This window comes from Pseudoalteromonas sp. ABV4_021 (assembly GCF_056159365.1).
Map to the genome: position 1 here is coordinate 2530758 of NZ_JBSWVB010000001.1, position 23375 is coordinate 2554132.

Below are 23375 nucleotides of genomic sequence, written 5' to 3' on the forward strand. Positions count from 1 at the left end.
AAGGTGCATATCTGTTAACACTTGTTGTTAAGAGACACACTTTGCTTAAATTCGGAAAGCTGTTTCTTTTATCTCAATCGTAAAGTTATCTACTTTAGTAACTTAATCTATTCAACTTCTGCGGGTCTAAACCACTTTGGCGTTGTATGGTTAAGCCTCACGGGTAATTAGTACAGGTTAGCTTAATGGCTCACACCACTTCCACATCCTGCCTATCAACGTTGTAGTCTTCAACGGCCCTTCAGTTAACTCAAGTTAAAGTGAGAACTCATCTCGAGGCTCGCTTCCCGCTTAGATGCTTTCAGCGGTTATCGATTCCGAACGTAGCTACCGGGCAATGCAATTGGCATCACAACCCGAACACCAGCGGTTCGTCCACTCCGGTCCTCTCGTACTAGGAGCAGCCCCTCTCAATTCTCAAACGCCCACGGCAGATAGGGACCGAACTGTCTCACGACGTTCTAAACCCAGCTCGCGTACCACTTTAAATGGCGAACAGCCATACCCTTGGGACCGACTTCAGCCCCAGGATGTGATGAGCCGACATCGAGGTGCCAAACACCGCCGTCGATATGAACTCTTGGGCGGTATCAGCCTGTTATCCCCGGAGTACCTTTTATCCGTTGAGCGATGGCCCTTCCATTCAGAACCACCGGATCACTATGACCTACTTTCGTACCTGCTCGACGTGTCTGTCTCGCAGTTAAGCTTGCTTCTACCATTACACTAACCGTACGATGTCCGACCGTACTTAGCAAACCTTCGTGCTCCTCCGTTACTCTTTGGGAGGAGACCGCCCCAGTCAAACTACCCACCAGGCACTGTCCACAACCCCGATTCAGGGGCCTATGTTAGAACATCAACACTACAAGGGTGGTATTTCAAGGACGGCTCCACACAATCTAGCGACTGTGTTTCAAAGCCTCCCACCTATCCTACACATGTAGGGTCAATGTTCAGTGCCAAGCTGTAGTAAAGGTTCACGGGGTCTTTCCGTCTAGCCGCGGGTACACAGCATCTTCACTGCGATTTCAATTTCACTGAGTCTCGGGTGGAGACAGCGTGGCCATGGTTACACCATTCGTGCAGGTCGGAACTTACCCGACAAGGAATTTCGCTACCTTAGGACCGTTATAGTTACGGCCGCCGTTTACCGGGGCTTCGATCAAGAGCTTCGCCGAAGCTAACCCCATCAATTAACCTTCCGGCACCGGGCAGGTGTCACACCCTATACGTCATCTTTCGATTTTGCAGAGTGCTGTGTTTTTAATAAACAGTCCCAGCCACCTAGTCACTGCGACTCTCGTCCGCTTAGAGAGCAAGTCTCATCACAGATAAGAGCGTACCTTCTCCCGAAGTTACGGTACAATTTTGCCTAGTTCCTTCACCCGAGTTCTCTCAAGCGCCTTAGTATTCTCTACCTGACCACCTGTGTCGGTTTGGGGTACGATTCGAAATAATCTGAAGCTTAGAGGCTTTTCCTGGAAGTATGGCATCAACAACTTCACATCCGTAGATGCTCGTCTCGTATCTCAGCCTTAAAGAAACCCGGATTTACCTAAGTTTCAAGCCTACATACTTTCACATGGACAACCAACGCCATGCTTGTTTAGCCTGCTCCGTCCCCCCATCGCAATTATTCCAAGTACGGGAATATTAACCCGTTTCCCATCGACTACGCCTTTCGGCCTCGCCTTAGGGGTCGACTCACCCTACCCTGATTAGCATGGGATAGGAACCCTTGGTCTTCCGGCGAGCGGGTTTTTCACCCGCTTTATCGTTACTCATGTCAGCATTCGCACTTCTGATACCTCCAGCATGCCTCCCGGCACACCTTCAACAGCTTACAGAACGCTCCCCTACCCCGCGAATAAATTCGCAGCCGCAGCTTCGGTGGTATGTTTAGCCCCGTTACATCTTCCGCGCAGACCGACTCGACCAGTGAGCTATTACGCTTTCTTTAAAGGATGGCTGCTTCTAAGCCAACCTCCTGGCTGTCTGGGCCTTTCCACATCGTTTCCCACTTAACATACACTTTGGGACCTTAGCTGGCGGTCTGGGTTGTTTCCCTCTCCACGACGGACGTTAGCACCCGCCGTGTGTCTCCCGGATATTACTTATTGGTATTCGGAGTTTGCAAAGGGTTGGTAAGTCGGGATGACCCCCTAGCCTTAACAGTGCTCTACCCCCAATAGTATTCGTCCGAGGCTCTACCTAAATAGATTTCGGGGAGAACCAGCTATCTCCCGGTTTGATTAGCCTTTCACTCCTAGCCACAGGTCATCCGCTAGCTTTTCAACGATAGTCGGTTCGGTCCTCCAGTCAGTGTTACCTGACCTTCAACCTGCCCATGGCTAGATCACCGGGTTTCGGGTCTATACCCAGCAACTAAACGCGCAGTTAACGCTCGCTTTCACTACGGCTCCCCTAATTGGTTAACCTCGCTACTGAATATAAGTCGCTGACCCATTATACAAAAGGTACGCAGTCACAGAACGAATCTGCTCCTACTGCTTGTACGTATACGGTTTCAGGTTCTATTTCACTCCCCTCACAGGGGTTCTTTTCGCCTTTCCCTCACGGTACTGGTTCACTATCGGTCAGTTGGGAGTATTTAGCCTTGGAGGATGGTCCCCCCATATTCAGTCAAAGTTTCACGTGCTCCGACCTACTCGATTTCACTGTAAATAAGTTTTCGTGTACGGGACTATCACCCTGTATCGTCAAACTTTCCAGAATGTTCCACTAACTACATTACAGCTTAAGGGCTAATCCGATTTCGCTCGCCGCTACTTTCGGAATCTCGGTTGATTTCTTTTCCTCGGGGTACTTAGATGTTTCAGTTCTCCCGGTTCGCCTCACTTACCTATGTATTCAGTAAGTGATACCACTAAGTGGTGGGTTTCCCCATTCGGAAATCCTAGTCTCAAGCGCTTTTTACTAGCTTGACTAGGCTTATCGCAAGTTAATACGTCCTTCATCGCCTCCAACTGCCAAGGCATCCACCGTATACGCTTAGTCACTTAACCATACAACCCAAAATGGTTTGTATCGTCAAAGACAGTTTTTAACTCCGACAGAAGTTAAATATTGAATACTAAAGTAGATACCAACATATTCTTTATTAAAGAGTATGCGGCATATTTTCTTTACTTTATTTTGAGAACTCTAAATTAAATAATGCACTTACTAAGTAAGTACTTAATTTAAAGTTTGTCAGCTTTCCAAATTTTTAAAGAGCAAATTAACTAAGCGTTTGCTTAGCTAACAATCATCTGTGTGGACACTTCGAACAAAAAGTTCTAAATCGTATAAGGAGGTGATCCAGCCCCAGGTTCCCCTAGGGCTACCTTGTTACGACTTCACCCCAGTCATGAATCACTCCGTGGTAAGCGCCCTCCCTAAGGTTAAGCTACCTACTTCTGGAGCAACCCACTCCCATGGTGTGACGGGCGGTGTGTACAAGGCCCGGGAACGTATTCACCGCGACATTCTGATTCGCGATTACTAGCGATTCCGACTTCATGGAGTCGAGTTGCAGACTCCAATCCGGACTACGACGCACTTTAAGTGATTCGCTTACTCTCGCGAGTTCGCAGCACTCTGTATGCGCCATTGTAGCACGTGTGTAGCCCTACACGTAAGGGCCATGATGACTTGACGTCGTCCCCACCTTCCTCCGGTTTATCACCGGCAGTCTCCTTAGAGTTCCCGACCGAATCGCTGGCAACTAAGGATAGGGGTTGCGCTCGTTGCGGGACTTAACCCAACATCTCACAACACGAGCTGACGACAGCCATGCAGCACCTGTCTCAGAGTTCCCGAAGGCACCAAACTATCTCTAGTAAGTTCTCTGGATGTCAAGTGTAGGTAAGGTTCTTCGCGTTGCATCGAATTAAACCACATGCTCCACCGCTTGTGCGGGCCCCCGTCAATTCATTTGAGTTTTAACCTTGCGGCCGTACTCCCCAGGCGGTCTACTTAATGCGTTAGCTTTGGAAGACAGTTCCGAAAAACCGAACTCCTAGTAGACATCGTTTACGGCGTGGACTACCGGGGTATCTAATCCCGTTTGCTCCCCACGCTTTCGTACATGAGCGTCAGTGTTGACCCAGGTGGCTGCCTTCGCCATCGGTATTCCTTCAGATCTCTACGCATTTCACCGCTACACCTGAAATTCTACCACCCTCTATCACACTCTAGTTTGCCAGTTCGAAATGCAGTTCCCAGGTTGAGCCCGGGGCTTTCACATCTCGCTTAACAAACCGCCTGCGTACGCTTTACGCCCAGTAATTCCGATTAACGCTCGCACCCTCCGTATTACCGCGGCTGCTGGCACGGAGTTAGCCGGTGCTTCTTCTGTTGCTAACGTCACAGCTAGCAGGTATTAACTACTAACCTTTCCTCACAACTGAAAGTGCTTTACAACCCGAAGGCCTTCTTCACACACGCGGCATGGCTGCATCAGGCTTGCGCCCATTGTGCAATATTCCCCACTGCTGCCTCCCGTAGGAGTCTGGACCGTGTCTCAGTTCCAGTGTGGCTGATCATCCTCTCAAACCAGCTAGGGATCGTCGCCTTGGTGAGCCATTACCTCACCAACTAGCTAATCCCACTTGGGCCAATCTAAAGGCGAGAGCCGAAGCCCCCTTTGGTCCGTAGACATTATGCGGTATTAGCCATCGTTTCCAATGGTTGTCCCCCACCTAAAGGCATGTTCCCAAGCATTACTCACCCGTCCGCCGCTCGTCATCTTCTAGCAAGCTAGAAATGTTACCGCTCGACTTGCATGTGTTAGGCCTGCCGCCAGCGTTCAATCTGAGCCATGATCAAACTCTTCAATTAAAAGTGTTTTTGGACTTACGTCCGACTCAATGAATTCTGATTTTGTTCTTACTCTCTACAAATAAAGAGAAGAACGAATTGACTGTGCTGAAATAAACTATGTTTATTTCCGTTGGTCACTCAGTTTAATTAAGTCTAAATTTTGTTACGCTAAAAGCGTATGTTAGAACTTAATCTGCACGAGTGCCCACACAGATGATTGCTTAAATTTTTAAAGAACAGTGCAAACAATCTTGTGTTTGCCGCGACGCTTCGTCGCTGTTAGGGCTGCGTATGTTACGCTTTCCTATTTTTTTGTCAACACTTAATTTTGATTATTTTCTTTTTATTTTGAAAACTTTCAAAACTCAGTTTTACTTGACTCAACCAACTCGTGATTCGCTGCTATGCTGCGTCGTTCCCCGTGTTGGTGGAGGCGCATTATAGAGAGATCCGAATTTGGATCAACCCCTATTTCAAACTTTTTTTAGTTTTTTGGATCGTTTGGGTGAAATACGTACAAAACCACTATAATTTGCAACTTTCGTTACATATTTATCACTTTTAAAGCCAGATAACTTAAGAAGTGGCTAATTTTACACCATAGTAAATTAAGCAAAGATCTTTATATAAAGACTGACACCCCAGACGATACCGACGATTAATAGTGAAAACGTAACCGCAGCTGAGCCCATATCTTTTGCTCGACCAGATAAAACATGTCTTTCTGTGCTTACGCGATCAGTTAATGCTTCTATTGCTGAATTTAATAATTCTACTATTAGTACTAATAACAGCACTGAAACTAACACAGCCCAATGAATCAAATCTTGCGCCAACCAAAATGATGCCGGAAACATCACAATTGCCAAAAGCAGTTCTTGGCGAAATGCTGCTTCTTCTTTTATAGCGGCTTTAATACCTAAGTAAGAACAGTAGCTGGCTTTAAATACGCGCTGTAACCCGCCACCATTTGGTTTATTTATTTCGCTCATTGTATTTATCCATAAAAAAACCCCGATAATCGGGGTTTTATATCAAACTTTTAGGTTATTACGCTACACCGTATTGGTCGCGATAAGCTTTAACCGATGCTAAGTGCTCAGACATATCACCTTTTTGTTCAAGATAAGTAATAAGATCAGCTAGCTTAACAATTGAAATTACCTGTGTATTAAAGTCACGCTCAACTTCCTGAATAGCAGATAGCTCAGCTTTACCTTTTTCTTGGCGATCAAGCGCAATCAGTACACCTGATAAGTCAGCACCATTCGCAGTAATGATTTCCATTGATTCACGAATTGCAGTACCTGCCGTGATAACGTCATCCACCAGCATGATTTTACCTTCAAGTGCAGAACCTACTAATGTACCGCCTTCACCGTGATCTTTTTTCTCTTTACGGTTAAAGCAGTAAGGCACATCACGGTCATGATGGTCTGCTAATGCAACTGCTGTTGTTGTCGCAATTGGAATACCTTTATAAGCAGGGCCAAATAACACATCGAAATCAATACCAGAATCTTGTAATGCAGCTGCATAAAAGCGGCCTAAACGTGCTAGGTCACGACCAGTATTAAATAAACCAGCATTAAAGAAGTAAGGGCTAGTACGGCCAGACTTAAGTGTAAACTCACCAAACTTAAGCACCTGCTTCTCAAGTGCAAATTCAATAAACTCTTTTTGATAATCTTTCATGTTGTGCCCTATTACGCTAACGCTTGCTTTTGCATGTCAATGATTTCGCGAATTGAATGCTTCGCTAATTCAAGTAAGTCAGTTAATTCGTCATATGAGAACGGTTCGCCTTCTGCTGTACCTTGCACTTCAATGAACTTACCTGTTTCAGTCATAATTACATTCATATCCGTTTCAGCTTCTGAATCTTCTAAATATTCAAGATCCGTTACCGCTTCACCGTTATAGATACCCACCGAAATTGCAGCAATCATATGCTTAAGTGGGTTAGCGTTGATCATGCCTTTGGTACGCATATAGGTAAGTGCATCAACTAATGCAACACATGCACCACTAATTGAAGCAGTACGTGTACCACCATCAGCTTGAATAACATCACAATCAATCGTAATTGTATTTTCGCCAAGCGCTGCTAAGTCAACGGCTGCACGTAACGAACGTGCAATCAGACGTTGGATTTCCATAGTGCGGCCACCTTGCTTACCTTTTGCAGCTTCACGACCACAACGGCTGTGAGTTGAACGCGGTAGCATACCGTATTCAGCCGTGATCCAACCTTTACCTTGCCCTTTCATAAAGCGCGGCACACCTGCTTCAACTGTTGCAGTACACAATACCTTGGTATTGCCGAACTCAACTAATACTGAACCTTCAGCATGCATTGTATAATTACGAGTAAAAGAAACTGGGCGAATTTGGTTAGGCGTTCGTTCACTAGGACGCATTGGATATCCTCACTATTCAAGATTTGGCATATTATAAGAACTAATTGTTCGAATCGCTATGGGAAAAGTCATAAAAGGCACAGTCTTTATATTTTTATCAGATAAAATTTACTGTAAGCTGCTTAACAACTTCCGCTATAATGCGACCAAGCATAAATTATCATTTCTAAAAACTTAGGAAACCGCACATGATCCATAGTATGACAGCCTACGCTCGCCATGAAGTTAAAGGTGACTGGGGTAACGGCGTTTGGGAAATTCGCTCTGTTAACCAAAGATACTTAGAAACCTTTATTCGTCTACCAGAACAATTTAGAGCACTAGAGCCTGTTATCCGTGAAAAACTACGCAAGCAATTGCAGCGCGGTAAAGTAGAAGTGTCACTTAAATTTAATGCCAATCCTGCGCATGTTGGCGAGATGAAAATCAATCAAGCGTTAGCTAAGCAAATTATGAAAAATGCAACTTGGCTACAAGAACAAATTGATGGCGAAATCAGTCCGATGGACATTCTTCGTTGGCCTGGTGTGATGGAAGCTGAAGAAATGGATATGGATTCAGTGCAAACAGAATTGCTAAGTGGTTTTGATAAAACTGTTTCTGATTTTATTGATGCGCGTGCCTCTGAAGGTTCAAACCTTGAAACCATGATAGATACCCGCTTAACAGCGATTATTGATCAAGTTGAAATTGTAAACGGACAAATGCCAGAAGTAATGAAATGGCAACGTGAAAAACTAACGAACCGTTTAGAAGAATTAAAAGCTGAGATTGATCAAAATCGCCTTGAGCAAGAACTGATTTATCTTGCACAAAAGCAAGATGTAGCAGAAGAGCTTGACCGACTACAGTCGCACGTTAAAGAAACACGTAAAATCCTGAAAAAAGGTGGCGCATGTGGTCGTCGTTTAGATTTTATGATGCAAGAGTTTAACCGTGAAGCAAATACACTCGCATCAAAGTCTATTAATACTGAAGTGACCAACGCAGCAGTTGAGTTAAAAGTACTTATTGAACAAATGCGCGAGCAAATTCAGAATATCGAGTAATCTCTTTTTACATTTACTATATCGAAAAAGCCAATTGAATACCGATTGGCTTTTTTTATATTATTAATAAATCTTGCAATTTTTTCCTTAAAACCTCGCTCTAGCTATAAACGGGTCTAAACTTACTTTTAGCTCATAAAATCACTTTTCAACATTAACAAATAATTTGGAATGGGCTTGTTATTGCATGGGGAAAATCTTTTGAGGTACTTATTACTTTTATTGTCAGCGGTTACAACATTTAGTGAAGCTAATGCACTCGAGCTCATGGTGAACGTCGTTGATAAAAATAATAACGCTGTAAACAAAGTCGTCGTATTTGTAACGCCAAAAGCTGGGGTAGCCGATTTACCACGCAACAACCAAAAATTGGTCATTGATCAGCAAGGTAAAAAGTTTACGCCCTATATTACCGTGATGCAGAAGGGGCAAAAGGTTGTTTTCTCAAATAAAGATGATATTACCCATCATATTTACTCTGTGTCAGGTAAAAATCGATTTGAATTCAAGTTAAAAGCGGGTGATTCAAAACATATCTCTGATATGAATGCAGCCGAAGAGGTTGCAATGGGATGCAACATTCATGATTGGATGAGTGGTTACATATTGGTTGTCGACACACCATACTTTACTAAAACAAACACAAACGGTAGCGCCGTATTTACAGTAAAAAACTCAGGCCAATATGATATTTCAGTTTGGCATCCTCAACTTGATACACCATCACATCAAATAACCGAAAGCCATTTGCTAAGCACAGATAAAAAAACACTGACATTAACCCTAACTAAACCGCTACTCCCCATTCCCAAACAAGTTGGGCAAGAAGAATTTGAATTTTTAGAAGAGTACTAATCGACTATGAGACTTTTCAAAGTGCGCAGTTTACAAAGTAAAATTTTAATATTGTTCTTATTTTTACTATTGCTCGTGCAACTGGTTAGCTTCTACTTTACCTATCACACCAATGTAAAGCTTGAGAGTACCCAATTAAACAATCGCTTAAGCAATGCATCTAATATATTTGAAACACAGTTTAATAATCGCCGCTATTACCTCTCTGCATTTGCTGAAACAGCAGCAAAAGACTATGGCCTAAAATCTGTATTAGACGAAGATACAAAAAGCTTTTTAGTTGCCCTAAACAATCACCGAAAACGCATTGATAGCGACCTTGCAATGGCGGTCAATAACAAAGGTATCGTTTTTGCGCAGCTAGTTACTTACACAAACGATGAAGGAATAGTAAAAGTGCGAGTAGGCAAAGGACAAGGTGAACCTTTTAGCCAACCCACCAGCTTTTTACAGCAAGAAACTGCGCAACTGGTCTTTATTGACGATTTGCTTTATCAACTGAGTTTTGCGCCTATAAAAAGTGGCTCTCGCATTGTTGGTTGGGTAGGTTTCGGTTATTTGATTAATAACGCACTAGCTAACGAACTCGCTACCTTGACCAACGTAAATATTGGGTTTGCCAGCTTTGATGGCAAACACTACCAAGTTATTGCCAGCTCAGATGAAGATAACTACCCAATAAAAGCTGACGTATTTAAACGCATAATTGCCGATACTGAAAATCAATATTTGTATAACCGCATAGAACTCGGCAACACCGACAATGGGTATATTTCAGCGGTGCTGTTTGAGTCTCGTGCAGATTTATTAAAAAGTATTGATATCCAATGGCCGCGGTTAGCTTTGCTAGTTTTTATTACGGTTCTTCTATCGACGTTTGGCGCAATTGCCATTGCAAGAGGCATTACCCGCCCAATCAAAAGCCTGATAAGCCAAGTAAAATCAATTTCCAAAGGTAATTACGATGGAATCGTAAATGTATCGGGTAGCCGAGAGTTAAAGCAACTTTCTAATGAATTTAATGACATGACAAAAGCGATTATTTCGCGCGAGAAAACAATTAGCTTTCAAGCCTTTCATGACCAACTAACACATTTACCTAATCGAAATGCACTTGTTACTGCAATTGAAAAACGTCAAACATCTAAGCATGACTTTTTAATTGTACAACTGAGTATTTTAAGAGCGGAAGAAATCGCCGAAACCCTCGGTTATCAGGCGAGTGACTATGTCATCAATGAGGTTGCGAATCGTATTGAAAACACACCACATGACTTTGATTGTTATCACTTAGGTAACGAAAATTTTGTACTCCTAATTGAAAACCAAAACATCGACACATTAATCGACACATTGCAATCAGCATTAACAATGCAATGCCAATTTCAAAACATTCATTTGCACCTGCAATTTACCTTTGGTGTTGTTGTTGCGTCGCAACACCCAAACTGTTCTGTGGCCGAATTATTACAAAAATCCAATGTGGCAATTCAACGCGCCAAAAACAACAAAAAAGCATTCCAAATCTATGACCCAATTTTTGACCAAAATGCCATTGAACGCCTGTTCTTAACTAATAATTTACGAACAGCCATCGAACAAGACCAACTCACTCTGTTTTTTCAGCCAAAGCTTTCGTTAAAAACAATGGAGATAAGCCACGTTGAAGCCTTGGTAAGATGGCAACATCCTGAAAAAGGCTTAATTCCACCAGATAGTTTTATTGGCATTGCAGAAAAAACCGGGCAAATGGATGCATTAACTCGCTGGGTAACGAATGCGGCAATTAATCAATATTTGGCGTGGCAATCAAATGGAGTCCACATCAATATTGCGATAAATATTTCTGCCGAAAATATATTAGATAAGTCCTATCCAGATTATGTAATCTCGTTAAAACAGCAACATCAATTAACCGATTGCGCGATTACTTTAGAAGTTACCGAAGATGCCGTTGTGGATGATCCTGAAAAGGCGACCGAAGTATTGAACTACCTAAATCAAAGCGGCTTTAAATTATCGATAGATGATTACGGCACGGGATATTCGTCACTCGCGCAATTAAAACAACTGCCAGTGCAAGAGCTAAAAATAGATCGCTCCTTTGTACAGCATTTGCTCGATAATAAAAATGATCAAATCATAGTCAAATCAACCATTGAACTTGCACATAATATGGGGTTATCGGTTGTTGCGGAAGGTATTGAAGACGAAGCCACATTACTATTTCTTCAATCTCAAGGATGTGAATTAGCACAAGGATACTTTATTAGTAAACCATTACCCGCTCATGAATTTGAGGCATGGTTATCTCAATCTAACTATAAAAAACAGACAAAAGCACATGCGAAAGTCCTTGATTAAAAGCCTTTTACCTACTTCCCTTTTATGCACAAGCAGCCAATTATTGGCCGTAGATGCAAATATAAAAGGGCTAATTGATTTAAGGGCTTATCATGTAACAAGCGATGATGGTAATAGCTATTTATCAGGTGATTATGGAAAATTTCGCTTTGACGATGGCTTTGGAATAGCACTCGGACAGTTAGGTGCCAATCTTAATTTGGAATTTAATTCAACATGGTCTGCAACATTAGTCGCTAACGCATTTGCTAACAAAGGTAATAGTGCCATTGGTATAACCGAAGGCTTTGTTAGTTACAAAGGCCTGCCCTCAAGTAATGGCTGGCGAATAAAATCAAAACTCGGAGTTTTCTATCCAACGATTAGTTTTGAAAATGTAGCTACCGCTTGGTCTACCCCCCATACATTAACCTCTAGCAGTTTAAATAATTGGGTTGGTGAGGAACTTCGAAATACCGGCATAAACCTATCACTTGAAAAGTTGGGGAAATTCTCAGGTTCTAAGCATAATTTTTCAGGCGATATTTCGCTTTTTAAAAACAACGATCCTGCGGGTGCAATGCTAGCGTGGCACGGTTGGACTGTTGGTAGTCGCCAAACCTTGCTACATGAGAAATTAATTGTACAAGACTTTCCTGCACGCCAACAAAAACTCGCTGCACAAGCCGCTGAATCAGATCCTTTTTTAGAACTTGATGACCGCTTTGGTTTGCATGTTTCAGCCAATTGGAAGTACGCAAATAAACTTAAATTCAACTTAGGCTATTACGATAACTTTGCTAAAGAAGGCATTGTTGAAAATGGTCAGTACACATGGACAACAGAATTTATTCATTCAGCGTTGAAATACCGTTTTGCGAAAGAGTGGGAAGTCATTGCCCAGTATATGAAAGGCAATACTTACATGACATCACCATACCAAGAAAAAGTGGTTGATAATGATTTCGACAACGCATTTGTAATGCTACGTCACTTTTGGTCAAACCATCATATTGCAGCACGTTTTGAGCACTTTAATGTGGATGATTTAGATAACATTTGGGGTGATAACAACAACGAGCAAGGTAATGCTTTTTCACTCGCTTATCGCTATAAGCTCTCTAAACAATCATTTATTCTAACTGAGTATAACTATATCGATTCAACGCGCCCTTCGCGCTGGTATGTAAACCAAGCGATAGATAAAAAAGAAAGCCAATATCAAATTGGTTACCGCTATTACTTCAAACATTAAACGTGATTTATTCACCGTATAAACGCATTGTGCTATCAAAATACATGCCGAGCCCAGCAGTAAATAACCAACATCCCCATAAACTATGCTCAACTACCACTAACAAGGTGCTGCGTGAATGAATATAGGTAAATGAAAATACTAAACCAGCAATAAAAGCCCCCACCACCGCTATCCAATTCGCAAAGAGTAAATGTGCCAATGCAAAACTTGTAGCACTTAAGTATGCGCGTAACTGCTTACTTTTAAAGACTCGTTTATAACGATGAAACATAAAGGTACGAAAAATCACTTCCTGCGGCCAAGCTGAAAAAATAGGGTAAAGAATTAACAGTAAGAACCACCATTTAGTTTGTTGCGTGGGTAACGTAAAGAACCATTGGGGCGTAAAATACCAACTAGCTATCATCATCAATAGCGCCGCAACTAAAAAAGTAGCAACTACCCTATCGAGCGATAATTTAAGCTGTACCGGATTCCAAAGGCGAAAACGCTTAAAACGCGGGTCACTTAACAACAGTAAAACACACCACCCTACTACCGATACTAAAAAAAGCAGTAAGTAAGGTGCGATCACATCGCGTACAAAATATAAAAATACGGGTAAACAAAAGAATAAAAATACAAATTCGCAAATCAAAATGCGTTTGTAATAATGCTTAGGTGCCCAACGGGTAGGATCGAGTTTCAATAGCGTGCCCTCCTATTACAGTATAGAAAGGCACGTTAAGAATTTAATGAATTTAATGTGAAATGACTAAGTTAAATGAGTTTAGTGAGATAAAAATAGGCGATATATTATAGAGCGCCCTAAATAAGGTTATTAAGGCGCATTAAAGCTTAGTCGATTAGACCATACTCTTTATCAAGAATATCGATCACTTCTTGACGCGGGTCGCTTGGGATTTCTAATTGTTTACCGACAATTTTACTCGCAATACCAACATAAGTATCTGACACTTGCATCATCACATCGACCGGTAGTTTATAACCTTTAGCAAGTTCTTCACGTTCGTCCATGCGATCTTTATTAAGTAACACATCGCTGTCCGGCACGTTATTAATTAATAACTGACGGAAACCCTCTTTTGAGTTTTCAACAATTTTACCATCACGGTAAGCAGGTCCATCCCAAATACGTGATGAATCTGGTGTACCAACTTCATCGATATAAATTAGTTTTTGAGAACCATCAACTTCATCTACATAACCAAACTCAAATTTAGTATCGACAAAAATTTGGTCAAGCTCAGCTAATTGCTTACTAATTAAAGCAAAACCTTCTGTTAGTAACTTTTCGTACTGCGCTACATCCGCTTCTGATTTAAAGTTAAATGCCGCTAAGTTATCAGTAATGTTTTTGCGTGTAATGTTTACATCATCAACTGGCGGCACTTCTGGCACATCAGTAATAATACCTTTGGTTGAAGGTGTAATAAGTACGTCGTTTAACTTTTGATTTGCTTCAAGGCCTTCTGGTAACTCAATACCACAGAAGTTGCGAACGCCTTTTGCATAATCGCGCCACATGCTACCCGTAATGTATTGGCGTGCAATTGCTTCAACGCGAACGGTTTCAGCTTTACGTACAATCCATACATAAGGGTGTGGAATATCAACAATGTGGTTACCAGCAAGGCCTGCTTCGTCAAATAATTTAAACCAGTGAGATGCCACTGAGTTAAGTGCAATACCTTTACCTGGCACACCGTTTAGGCCATTTTCACCTTGCCAAATACAGTCAAACGCTGAAATACGGTCTGAAATAACCATCAATGCGAGTGGTGTATCTTTTGGAATGTTGTAACCTTTTTCTTCGATTAAGCGAACGCTGTCTTGCTCAGTTAACCAATAAACACTGCGAACTTTACCGCTGTGAACCTTACCTTTGGTACGGATCGGTAAATCGTCATTTACGTCCAAAACCTTATATGAACTCATGGAAACTCCAAAAGATATTTTTGATACTAGAAAAGCGCGTTATACGCTCTAAATTGGGGTGCGCCAATTTTAGTGAAAAGTCACTCTAAACTCAATAATTGAACAAAAAAAGCAAGCGCATGAATCGCTATCGCAAAAGATTGGTTTCAAGGTGTTGTTGTTATAGTATCACACCAATGTAAACTAATTTTGCGCAGTCATGTTAGCGATAAACAATCTCACTTTTTCTTACCCAGGTGCTCGCAGTCTATTTGTACTGCATGATTTTGCCTTAGCAAAAGGCGAACATGTGTTTATTTACGGCCCAAGCGGCAGTGGTAAATCAACTTTGCTTTCGCTAATTACCGGGGTGCAACAGCAAAACAGCGGCTCAATCTCGATTTTAGACACCGCTTTTTCTACTCTGTCACAAAAACAAAAAGACCGCTTTCGCGCAGATCATATTGGTTATGTTTTTCAGCAATTTAATTTAATCCCTTTTTTATCGGCGACCGAAAACGTGACTCTAGGGTGTGAGTTCTCAAAAATACGTACTGAAAAAGCCACTGTAAAATACGGCAGTGTCAAAAAAGGAGCGACAACATTATTAATGGCGCTTGGTTTAAGTGAACAAAATATTGCCAAGCCAGTCAGTCAACTAAGCATCGGGCAACAACAACGCGTTGCCGCAGCACGCGCCTTGCTCGGTGAACCTGAGCTAATCATTGCCGATGAGCCAACTTCAGCCCTTGATAACGACGCCCGAGAAGAGTTTATTTATCAGCTTTTTGAGCAAGCTAATAATAATCAAACCAGTATTTTGTTTGTCAGCCATGACCAAACCCTTGCTAATTTATTTGATAGGCAAGTTGCGCTTTCAAGTTTTATGCAGGAGCAAGCACTATGAACTTGTTAACCCTCTCACGCAAAAGCTTACTAAATCGTTTTTCAAGTATTGCGATAACCACCATCGCGATTGCCCTAAGTATTACACTTTTACTGCTAATTGAACGTGCCCGTGTTGATGCTAAAGCGAGCTTTAATAATACGGTATCAGGTACCGATTTAATTGTCGGTGCCCGCACCGGTAGCACTGAATTATTACTTTTTTCGGTATTTCGCATAGGTCACCCAACTAACAATTTAAGCTTCAAAAGCTATCAAGATATTACTAGCAAGCGCTCAGTAAAATGGGCAATTCCACTTTCACTTGGCGATAGCCACAGAGGTTTTAGCGTTATTGGTACCAATAATGACTACTTTACTCATTACCGTTATGCCAATAAGCAAAACCTCACATTCTCAAAAGGGCACGCTTTTGAACAAGTAAATCATGTGGTGCTTGGCAGCAATGTAGCTAAAAAACTGCATTACCATTTAGGTGACTCGATTGTACTGTCGCATGGTGCTGGCAATACCAGTTTTCACCATCATGACGATCACCCATTTAAAGTTGTGGGTATATTAGCGGCCACCGGCACGGCGGTTGATAACAGTGTGCATGTGCCACTCGTTGCAATTGATAATATTCATGGCTCAGCAACAGCGCCCAGCATTAGCAAAAAGCATCAAGCAGATGAACATCATAACCATAACCATGACCATGACCATGACCATGACCACCATGATGATCATCAACACCACAGCGAACAAAGCGATGAACATAACAAACTGCCTGCCCTATCAAATGCGGAACTCACCGGCCAACCAAAACAGATCAGCGCATTTTTATTAGGCCTAAAAAGTCCAATTTTTGCACTGCAACTACAACGTAATATCAGCCAATACAAAGAAGAGCCACTGCTGGCGATTATGCCAAAGTTTACTTTGCGCCAACTATGGGAAGTGGTCGGTGTATTTGAAAAAGCGTTATTGGTTATCTCGGGGGCTGTTGTCGTTATTGCTTTACTTGGCATGTTGACTAATTTATTAGCAAGTTTAAGCCAGCGCCGCCGCGAGCTTGCGATTTTACGCTCAGTGGGCGCTTCGCCACGTACCATATTTACTTTGCTCGGGTTAGAAGCACTATTAATCACAGTGTGTGCTACCCTGCTGGCCATCGCATTTTATTATCTTGTAATCGCGTTGCTTGCTAATATGCTTGGCAGCATTAGTGGTATTCACTTGCAGCTTATGGCACTTAGCCAATATCAAATGAGTTTATTGGCTGGTATTATTTTGCTTGGCACCTTATTTGGTTGTTTACCTGCTTACAAAGCATATCGTTACGCATTGAGCGATGGCTTAACCATAAAAGTTTGAGAATTATATGAAACGACATTCGCTATTGTTTACTTTTTTTGCCTTAATAACGTTATTAAGTAATCAGCTGTTTGCCAATGGAAAAGCAAAAGAGCTTTACTGGGAAGACCTCATTCCTAAAGGCTATTCATCATCACCAGTTGAAGGGCAAGCTGCACACAATGAAAACTCTGAAGCTAACTGGGTGCAACCCGATTTAAACGCGCCTATTGTAAAAGAGCTGAATAATACCATGGTGACATTACCTGGTTTTGTGGTGCCACTTGAAGGCAATGATGAAGTCATCACTGAATTTTTATTAGTACCTTATTTTGGCGCCTGTATTCATGTACCACCGCCGCCACCAAACCAAATTGTGCATGTAACCTTTAAAGATGGTGTGCCAATTGAAAGCCTTTACGATGCCATTTCTGTCACCGGTAAAATGAAAACCGAAAGCTGGGAAGGTGAACTGGCTAAAGTGGGTTATCGCATCGAAGGTGTAGGCGTTGCGCCATTTGACCTTTAAATACGTCTAAACAAAAAAGGCGCTACGGCGCCTTTTTTGTTTTAACTCTGACCAGTCCTAAATACGGTTGACACTTTTCCAACTTAAATTTGGAGAATGTTATGAACCCTATATCTAAGAGAACTCAAAAAGATTATTCACTTGCCTTTAAATTATCAATTGTGGAAAAAGTAGAAAAAGGCGAGTGTACATACAAACAAGCGCAAGACCACTATGGTATCCAAGGTGCTTCAACAGTTTTAGTTTGGCTTCGTAAGCATGGTCGACTAGATTGGAGTAAGGGAACACCTAATCACATGAGTGAGGCTACCGGTATGTCAGAGCCTAAAGATTTAACACCAGAGCAAAAGATTAAAGCCCTTGAGAAAGAGTTAGAAGATACCAAGTTAAAAGCCGAGTTCTTCGAGAAAATTGTCGATGTGCTTGATAAAGACTTTGGGGTACGTATCACAAAAAAGCAACGCGACAGGTTGTTGAATCAAAAGTCATAGCCAAACTGTCAGTGACCAAGGCGTGTAAGTACTTGGGTATAACACGACAAGCTTATTATAAACGCTGTAAAGTGGCGGTAATAAAAGAGCAGTTTGAGCAACGAGTATTATCGTTCGTAAAGGCACAGCGGATGACTCATCCTCGCATTGGTACCAGAAAGTTACAGTACATAATGCAACAGTCAGAGCTACACATTGGCCGAGACCACTTGTTTGCCTTACTGAGAGTAAACCGCTTATTAGTGCTAACTAAGCGCGCCTATCACCGAACAACACAGAGTCTGCATCGATTTTATAAACACCCAAACATCATAAAAGATGGGATTGAATTAACTCGTCCAGAGCAATTATGGGTGGCGGATATCACTTACCTGCCAACGAAAGAATGCGAGTCCTATCTAAGTCTAGTAACAGATGCTTACTCTAGAAAAATAGTGGGTTATAGCCTAAGTGATAATTTAAAAACGAGTTCAGTAAAACAGGCGTTTAAACAAGCGTTAAAAAATAGAAAAGTCACTTCACCTCTTATCCATCATTCAGATAGAGGTATTCAATATTGCTCACATGAATACCAACGCATACACGAAGAATATGGCATAACGTGCTCAATGACAGATGGATATGACTGCTACCAAAATGCCTTGGCGGAACGCGTAAACGGTATACTGAAAAACGAGTATTTACTGACAAAGCCTAATAACTTGGAAGAAGCTGCGAAAATGGTGAAACAATCCATTGATATCTATAATCAAAGAAGGCCACACACGGCTTTAAAATACAAAACGCCCGATGAAGTGCATCGAGCGTTTTAATATTAAAAGTGTCAACCCATGCTAGGATGGGTCACTCTATTTCTGACAATTTTTACAATATACCGTACTGCGTTGTCCTTGGCGTATTTCGAGCAGCGGCTCTTTGCAGGTTACACACGGCTCACCTTTACGCCCATACACCAATAACTTCTGTGCAAAATAGCCTGGCTTGCCATCAGTTTGAGCAAAGTCTTTCAGTGTTGTGCCACCCTGTTCAATGGCATCCGCTAACGTTTGCTTTACGATAGGCACTAATTGTTGGTAACGCTTTTTAGAGACTTTGCCAGCCGCACGTTTAGGATGAATGCCTGCTTTAAACAAAGATTCATTGGCGTAAATATTTCCAACCCCTACAACCACGCTGTTATCCATCAAAAACTGTTTTATTGCAGTTTGCTTTTGACGGGATTTTTCATACAAATAATCAGCATCAAATTCGTCGGTTAATGGTTCTGGGCCTAATTTCAATAAGCTGCTATGAACTTCACCCGCTGCTTGCCATAAACAAGCGCCAAAACGACGAGGATCATTTAAGCGTAGCACTTTGCCATTTTCGAGCTCTATTTCGATGTGATCATGCTTTTTGAGTGGTACAGAATTATCAACCACCCTCAAGTTACCAGACATGCCTAAGTGTAAAATAACACTGCCAGTATCCACACTAATCATTAGGTATTTTGCGCGGCGGCTAATGTCTGTAATTACGTTACCTTCAAGTTGATAAACACCATCTGGCACCGGCCAACGCAATTGTGCTTGATGCACGCGCACTTGTTTCACCGTTTGGTTTAGCATATGTGGCGTAATGCCTAAACGGCTTACTTCAACTTCTGGTAATTCAGGCATAAAAAACTCTAAAACTCCGTTGTAGGAAATAACTGATTGCAGGTTTGTTTATCTAATTTTAAACGACGCGCTTGATTGTCATCAACAAAACAGCCATCTGGCGTAGTAAATACATCAAACACCAAACTGCGATCATAACCTGCAATGTAAAGTTCCACAGTTGAGAGTGCCGAGGACTTGTCATCAACTATCGGTATCATCTCACCACTTGCTTGACGCCAGTTTAAATCAAGCAATTCAATATCAAGATTTAGCTGCTTATTAGTGCGCCAACTCGTACCGATACGCTCAATTTTGAAATCACTGTATTGATAGGTCAGTACCGCGCTATTGGGTGGTAACAATGGTTGAGTAGCCTCATCATCAGACGTCGAGATAATCTTATGATGCAGTCCATTAAACAAAAAAATCATTAGCAGCATGGCGAAAATAATTACATTATTCCAGCCAGTTCTTCCAAGCCTAATCATTTCGATCCTAAACGCGCGTATTACAGTATTACTAAGTCTATATGAAACAAGCAGTTTTAGCATCAGTTTAGGTAGTGTATAAGTAATACCAAATGAGTAATTTCTGTCGCTGTTAAAAGGTCATTTTTTTGCTAAACTATGCGCCAAAATTTAAGGAGTTCCGTCCATGGCAATGTATGTAGTGGGTCATAAGATCCCTGATTCAGATTCTATCTGCGGTGCAATTGCACTTGCATATTTAAAGAATCAAATTGGTGAAGCAGCAATCGCAACACGTTTAGGCGATGTATCACCTGAAACTCAGTTCATTTTAGACACATTTGGTTTTGAAGCACCTGAGCTTAAAATGAGCTACGCAGGTGAAGAGGTTTACATTGTAGACCACACTGAAAAAACACAAGCACCAGATGATATTGATGAAGCAACGGTTGTGGGTGTTGTTGACCACCACAAACTGGGCGATTTAACGACATCTACACCGCTTGAGTGTTGGATCCGTCCTGTAGGTTGTTCAAACACCATCATCAAGATGATGTATGACTTCTACAGTGTTGAAATTCCAAAGAACATCGCGGGCCTTATGTTAGGTGCAATCCTATCTGACACGGTTATCTTTAAGTCACCAACTTGTACTACTGCTGACATTAAATGTGTTGAAGTATTAGCTGAAATTGCAGGTATCGAAGACTACAAAGCATTCGGCATGGACATGTTTAAAGTTAAGTCTGCAGTTGAAGGCACACCAGCTCGCGACCTAGTTATGCGTGATTTTAAAGACTTCAATATGAACGGTAACCTAGTCGGTATCGGTCAGTTAGAAGTTATCGACCTAGCGGTATTCGACGACATCAAAGCTGATCTTGAAGCAGATATTGCAAAGCTTAAAGAAGAAGGCAGCCGTCATTCTGTATTCTTACTACTTACAGATATCATGAAAGAAGGTTCACAAATGCTCATCGCGTCTGATGACGAAGGCATTGTTGAGCGTGCTTACGGTGTTGCACCAGAGCAAAGCCGTGTATGGTTAGATGGCGTACTAAGCCGCAAGAAGCAAGTTGTACCACCACTACAAGATGCATTCGCTTAATTAAGCTTTAGTAACAAAAAAGGCGCGTTTAGCGCCTTTTTTAATGCTTAAGATAAAGCGCTATTTCGCTATGCAAGCTATCAATTAAGCTCTATGCTTATGTAAATGTAATTAGTTAAGTTTGCGATGCCATTAATAGTATTTTTGTTTTGTGTTTTATTTGCAGCTGCGCTTGATGCGACAGAGACAGAGCAAGCCACACAGCAAAATATTAGCGCACACATTCAAAAGCAAAGTAACTTAATATTCTCTAATTACGAAAGTCGCATTGAACAGCTTTCGATTAAACACAATCAAGACAACCTTGAAATGCTGGCTGCGCTGAATCAGTTTAATGAACAAAATCCGACAAATAATTTAAACGACCTCGCCTACTTATTAAGTTACCGCTGCTATCTTGAACTGGTGAATAACCAACAAGATGCCTACCAACAAACAGAACAAAGTTTACTGGCACTGACTATCAGCTCAGCCTCAGATCCCGCTATTTCTGCAGCGACCAGCTTTTGTAAATCTTGGCGCTATTATTTTGAAAAAGATGCTAAGCAATACGATCTCTACATTGAGCAATCATTTAACTATGCACTCAATGCACAAACACCTGTGCTTAAATACTGGATTGCCATCAGCTTTGCCATGATGGCACAAGATACAGGCAGGCACTCGGCGGCAATTGAGGCAGCAAAATTAGCAATGACCATTGCTAACGTTAATAAAGACAATTACCGAGAAGCCACCAGCAGAGCCATTATCGCAATTTCAGAAGCAGAGCTAGGTTTTTTTGACGACGCATTAATAAATAATCAATGGGCGATTGATTGGTATAAAAGTGTTGACCAACAAAATGCCATTTTAGGTCTGTATCAAAATAGAGGGTTTATTCTGAATAGCCAAGGTAATACAGCGCAAGCAAAAGCCATTTACCTAGACGCTATTGAACAAGCTAAAAAGCTTGAAAACCAAGATGCCATTCACGAAATTTACAGCAATTTAGCTGCAATTGCCTTTACTGAAGGCGAGCTTGCGCTTTCAAATGACTACGCAGAAAAGACGCTGCAATATGCACAACAAAGTGACTATCAAACCCTCGCTGCGCACGCCTACTCAATTATGGCGATTAATAATGTTTATTTAAATCAGCTCGACCTAGCTCAAGAGTACTTCGATAAAGGCAATAGCTATTTTGAAGAGTATAAAATGATTAGCTTGTTGGCAGATAACTATAAATCTTGGTCGGAAGCGATGGCCAGCATTGAAAATTTTGAAGCAGCATATAAAGCACAGCTGCGCTACAAAGAACTGAGCGATAAAATATTTAACACCGAACGCGAGAGCCGTATGCTACGCATTAAAGAGCTTTACGAGGTGGCACAAAAGGATCAAGAAATTGAGCAATTAGCGTTTGATAATCAGCGCAAAAATACTGAAATTGAAAACAAGTCATTGCAAAAACGAATATGGGTATTAAGTGCTGTTATCACTTTGTTGGCCTTTATTATTTTGTCGTTTTTTTATCGCAAGCTAAATACATCCAATAAAAAGCTAACCAAACACAATACTAAGCTCAATGAAGAACGCTTTATCGATCCGCTTACCCAAGGTTTAAACCGTCGCTTTTTTGAAGTACAACAGCGCGAGCGTATGCTGAATGTACCTGAAGTTAGCTTTAGCTTATTCGCCCTTGATATTGACCACTTTAAATCACTCAACGATACCTATGGCCACGCCTGTGGCGACCAGGTACTGAAACAATTTTGCCAGCGCATTCGGCAATCCATTCGCCAGCAAGATAATCTGATTCGTATGGGTGGTGAAGAATTTTTACTGGTGATTGAAAATAGCAACCTAGAAGCTGATGCTCAGCTTATAAAAAAACTATTAGCTATCACTAATTCAGAACCCATTACATTTGAGCTGCATAACGTTTCAATTTCGGTATCAATTGGTGCTGCTTCCAACGTCAATATTTATGATGAGACAACATTAGACTTTGCCCTAGAACTTGCAGATCAAGCACTATACAAAGCAAAGCAGGCGGGACGAAATCAAGGTGAACTATTAGATTTGTATCAAATCAACCTAGCAAGTGTGATTAATAACTACGATATGATTGTAAGTAAGACTGTTACCAGTCGCAATAAGAAATGAGCTGAAAGCTATAATCTACTAACATCTCAAGCATTGTTAAAGTTAAACACTTGATGATGCCAATTCCCAATTAGAACCACTC

General features: G+C 41.6%; 17 protein-coding genes and 2 rRNA genes. 10 read left to right on the plus strand and 9 right to left on the minus strand.

The window, feature by feature from the left end:
- Positions 1–146 precede the first annotated feature (146 nt).
- From ACXAFE_RS11770 to rph, 5 genes are all read right to left on the minus strand, one after another.
- A 23S ribosomal RNA gene (locus tag ACXAFE_RS11770) occupies positions 147–3029 on the minus strand.
- Positions 3030–3312: 283 nt separating this feature from the next.
- Positions 3313–4845: ribosomal RNA gene (locus tag ACXAFE_RS11775) — 16S ribosomal RNA — on the minus strand.
- Together the 16S and 23S rRNA genes form the textbook arrangement of a ribosomal RNA operon.
- A gap of 590 nt (positions 4846–5435) precedes the next feature.
- Positions 5436–5819 (minus strand): diacylglycerol kinase, encoded by a 384-nt coding sequence (locus ACXAFE_RS11780; protein ID WP_105170221.1) that lies wholly within the window; start codon positions 5817–5819, stop codon positions 5436–5438.
- 58 nt (positions 5820–5877) lie between these two features.
- On the minus strand, positions 5878–6522 hold the full coding sequence (gene pyrE / locus ACXAFE_RS11785) for an orotate phosphoribosyltransferase (protein WP_475152759.1): 645 nt from the start codon (positions 6520–6522) through the stop codon (positions 5878–5880).
- Positions 6523–6533: 11 nt separating this feature from the next.
- The gene (gene rph / locus ACXAFE_RS11790) at positions 6534–7247 is read right to left on the minus strand and encodes a ribonuclease PH (RefSeq protein ID WP_010561976.1); all 714 of its coding nucleotides are present in this window, start codon (positions 7245–7247) and stop codon (positions 6534–6536) included.
- A gap of 188 nt (positions 7248–7435) precedes the next feature.
- Between rph and ACXAFE_RS11795 the strand changes: the two genes are divergently transcribed.
- From ACXAFE_RS11795 to ACXAFE_RS11810, 4 genes are all read left to right on the plus strand, one after another.
- Positions 7436–8296: a YicC/YloC family endoribonuclease gene (locus ACXAFE_RS11795; protein ID WP_475152763.1), complete on the plus strand. Its 861-nt coding sequence runs from the start codon at positions 7436–7438 to the stop codon at positions 8294–8296.
- A 201-nt stretch (positions 8297–8497) separates the two neighbouring features.
- Positions 8498–9151, plus strand: a complete 654-nt coding sequence (locus ACXAFE_RS11800) for a cupredoxin domain-containing protein (RefSeq protein ID WP_475152768.1) — start codon at positions 8498–8500, stop codon at positions 9149–9151.
- Between the two features lie 6 nt (positions 9152–9157).
- Complete coding sequence (locus tag ACXAFE_RS11805) at positions 9158–11515, plus strand: EAL domain-containing protein (RefSeq protein ID WP_475152770.1); 2358 nt, start codon at positions 9158–9160, stop codon at positions 11513–11515.
- 43 nt (positions 11516–11558) lie between these two features.
- Positions 11559–12749, plus strand: a complete 1191-nt coding sequence (locus tag ACXAFE_RS11810; protein ID WP_475152775.1) for a hypothetical protein — start codon at positions 11559–11561, stop codon at positions 12747–12749.
- 7 nt (positions 12750–12756) lie between these two features.
- Here the strand turns inward: ACXAFE_RS11810 and ACXAFE_RS11815 are convergent, their stop codons facing one another.
- Both ACXAFE_RS11815 and ACXAFE_RS11820 read right to left on the minus strand, forming a co-directional pair.
- A complete protein-coding gene (locus tag ACXAFE_RS11815; RefSeq protein WP_475152779.1) occupies positions 12757–13440 on the minus strand; it encodes a CPBP family intramembrane glutamic endopeptidase in 684 nt (227 codons plus the stop codon).
- 149 nt (positions 13441–13589) lie between these two features.
- On the minus strand, positions 13590–14690 hold the full coding sequence (locus ACXAFE_RS11820) for a phosphoribosylaminoimidazolesuccinocarboxamide synthase (RefSeq protein WP_475152783.1): 1101 nt from the start codon (positions 14688–14690) through the stop codon (positions 13590–13592).
- A gap of 199 nt (positions 14691–14889) precedes the next feature.
- On the opposite strand from ACXAFE_RS11820, the gene ACXAFE_RS11825 reads away from it, so the two are divergent.
- The 4 genes from ACXAFE_RS11825 to ACXAFE_RS11840 all read left to right on the plus strand — a co-directional run bounded on the left by ACXAFE_RS11825 (position 14890) and on the right by ACXAFE_RS11840 (position 18742).
- A complete protein-coding gene (locus tag ACXAFE_RS11825; protein ID WP_475152788.1) occupies positions 14890–15576 on the plus strand; it encodes an ABC transporter ATP-binding protein in 687 nt (228 codons plus the stop codon).
- Positions 15573–16931: an ABC transporter permease gene (locus ACXAFE_RS11830; RefSeq protein ID WP_475152792.1), complete on the plus strand. Its 1359-nt coding sequence runs from the start codon at positions 15573–15575 to the stop codon at positions 16929–16931. The genes ACXAFE_RS11825 and ACXAFE_RS11830 overlap by 4 nt, the downstream gene beginning before the upstream one ends.
- Before the next feature lie 7 nt (positions 16932–16938).
- Positions 16939–17439, plus strand: a complete 501-nt coding sequence (locus ACXAFE_RS11835) for a DUF3299 domain-containing protein (protein WP_138629960.1) — start codon at positions 16939–16941, stop codon at positions 17437–17439.
- A gap of 101 nt (positions 17440–17540) precedes the next feature.
- Positions 17541–18742 (plus strand): IS3 family transposase gene (locus ACXAFE_RS11840; protein ID WP_475149860.1). Its coding sequence is split into 2 segments (ribosomal slippage): positions 17541–17889 and positions 17889–18742, totalling 1203 coding nucleotides; the frame shifts between segments, so codons are not numbered across the junction.
- A gap of 36 nt (positions 18743–18778) precedes the next feature.
- Here the strand turns inward: ACXAFE_RS11840 and mutM are convergent.
- Entirely contained in the window at positions 18779–19588 is an 810-nt protein-coding gene (gene mutM, locus ACXAFE_RS11845) for a bifunctional DNA-formamidopyrimidine glycosylase/DNA-(apurinic or apyrimidinic site) lyase (RefSeq protein WP_475152796.1), read from the minus strand.
- 8 nt (positions 19589–19596) lie between these two features.
- Positions 19597–20058 (minus strand): hypothetical protein, encoded by a 462-nt coding sequence (locus ACXAFE_RS11850; RefSeq protein WP_475152800.1) that lies wholly within the window; start codon positions 20056–20058, stop codon positions 19597–19599.
- Between the two features lie 166 nt (positions 20059–20224).
- Between ACXAFE_RS11850 and ACXAFE_RS11855 the strand changes: the two genes are divergently transcribed.
- A complete protein-coding gene (locus ACXAFE_RS11855; protein ID WP_475152803.1) occupies positions 20225–21145 on the plus strand; it encodes a manganese-dependent inorganic pyrophosphatase in 921 nt (306 codons plus the stop codon).
- A gap of 126 nt (positions 21146–21271) precedes the next feature.
- The gene (locus ACXAFE_RS11860) at positions 21272–23293 is read left to right on the plus strand and encodes a tetratricopeptide repeat-containing diguanylate cyclase (protein ID WP_475152807.1); all 2022 of its coding nucleotides are present in this window, start codon (positions 21272–21274) and stop codon (positions 23291–23293) included.
- Positions 23294–23375: the final 82 nt, after the last annotated feature.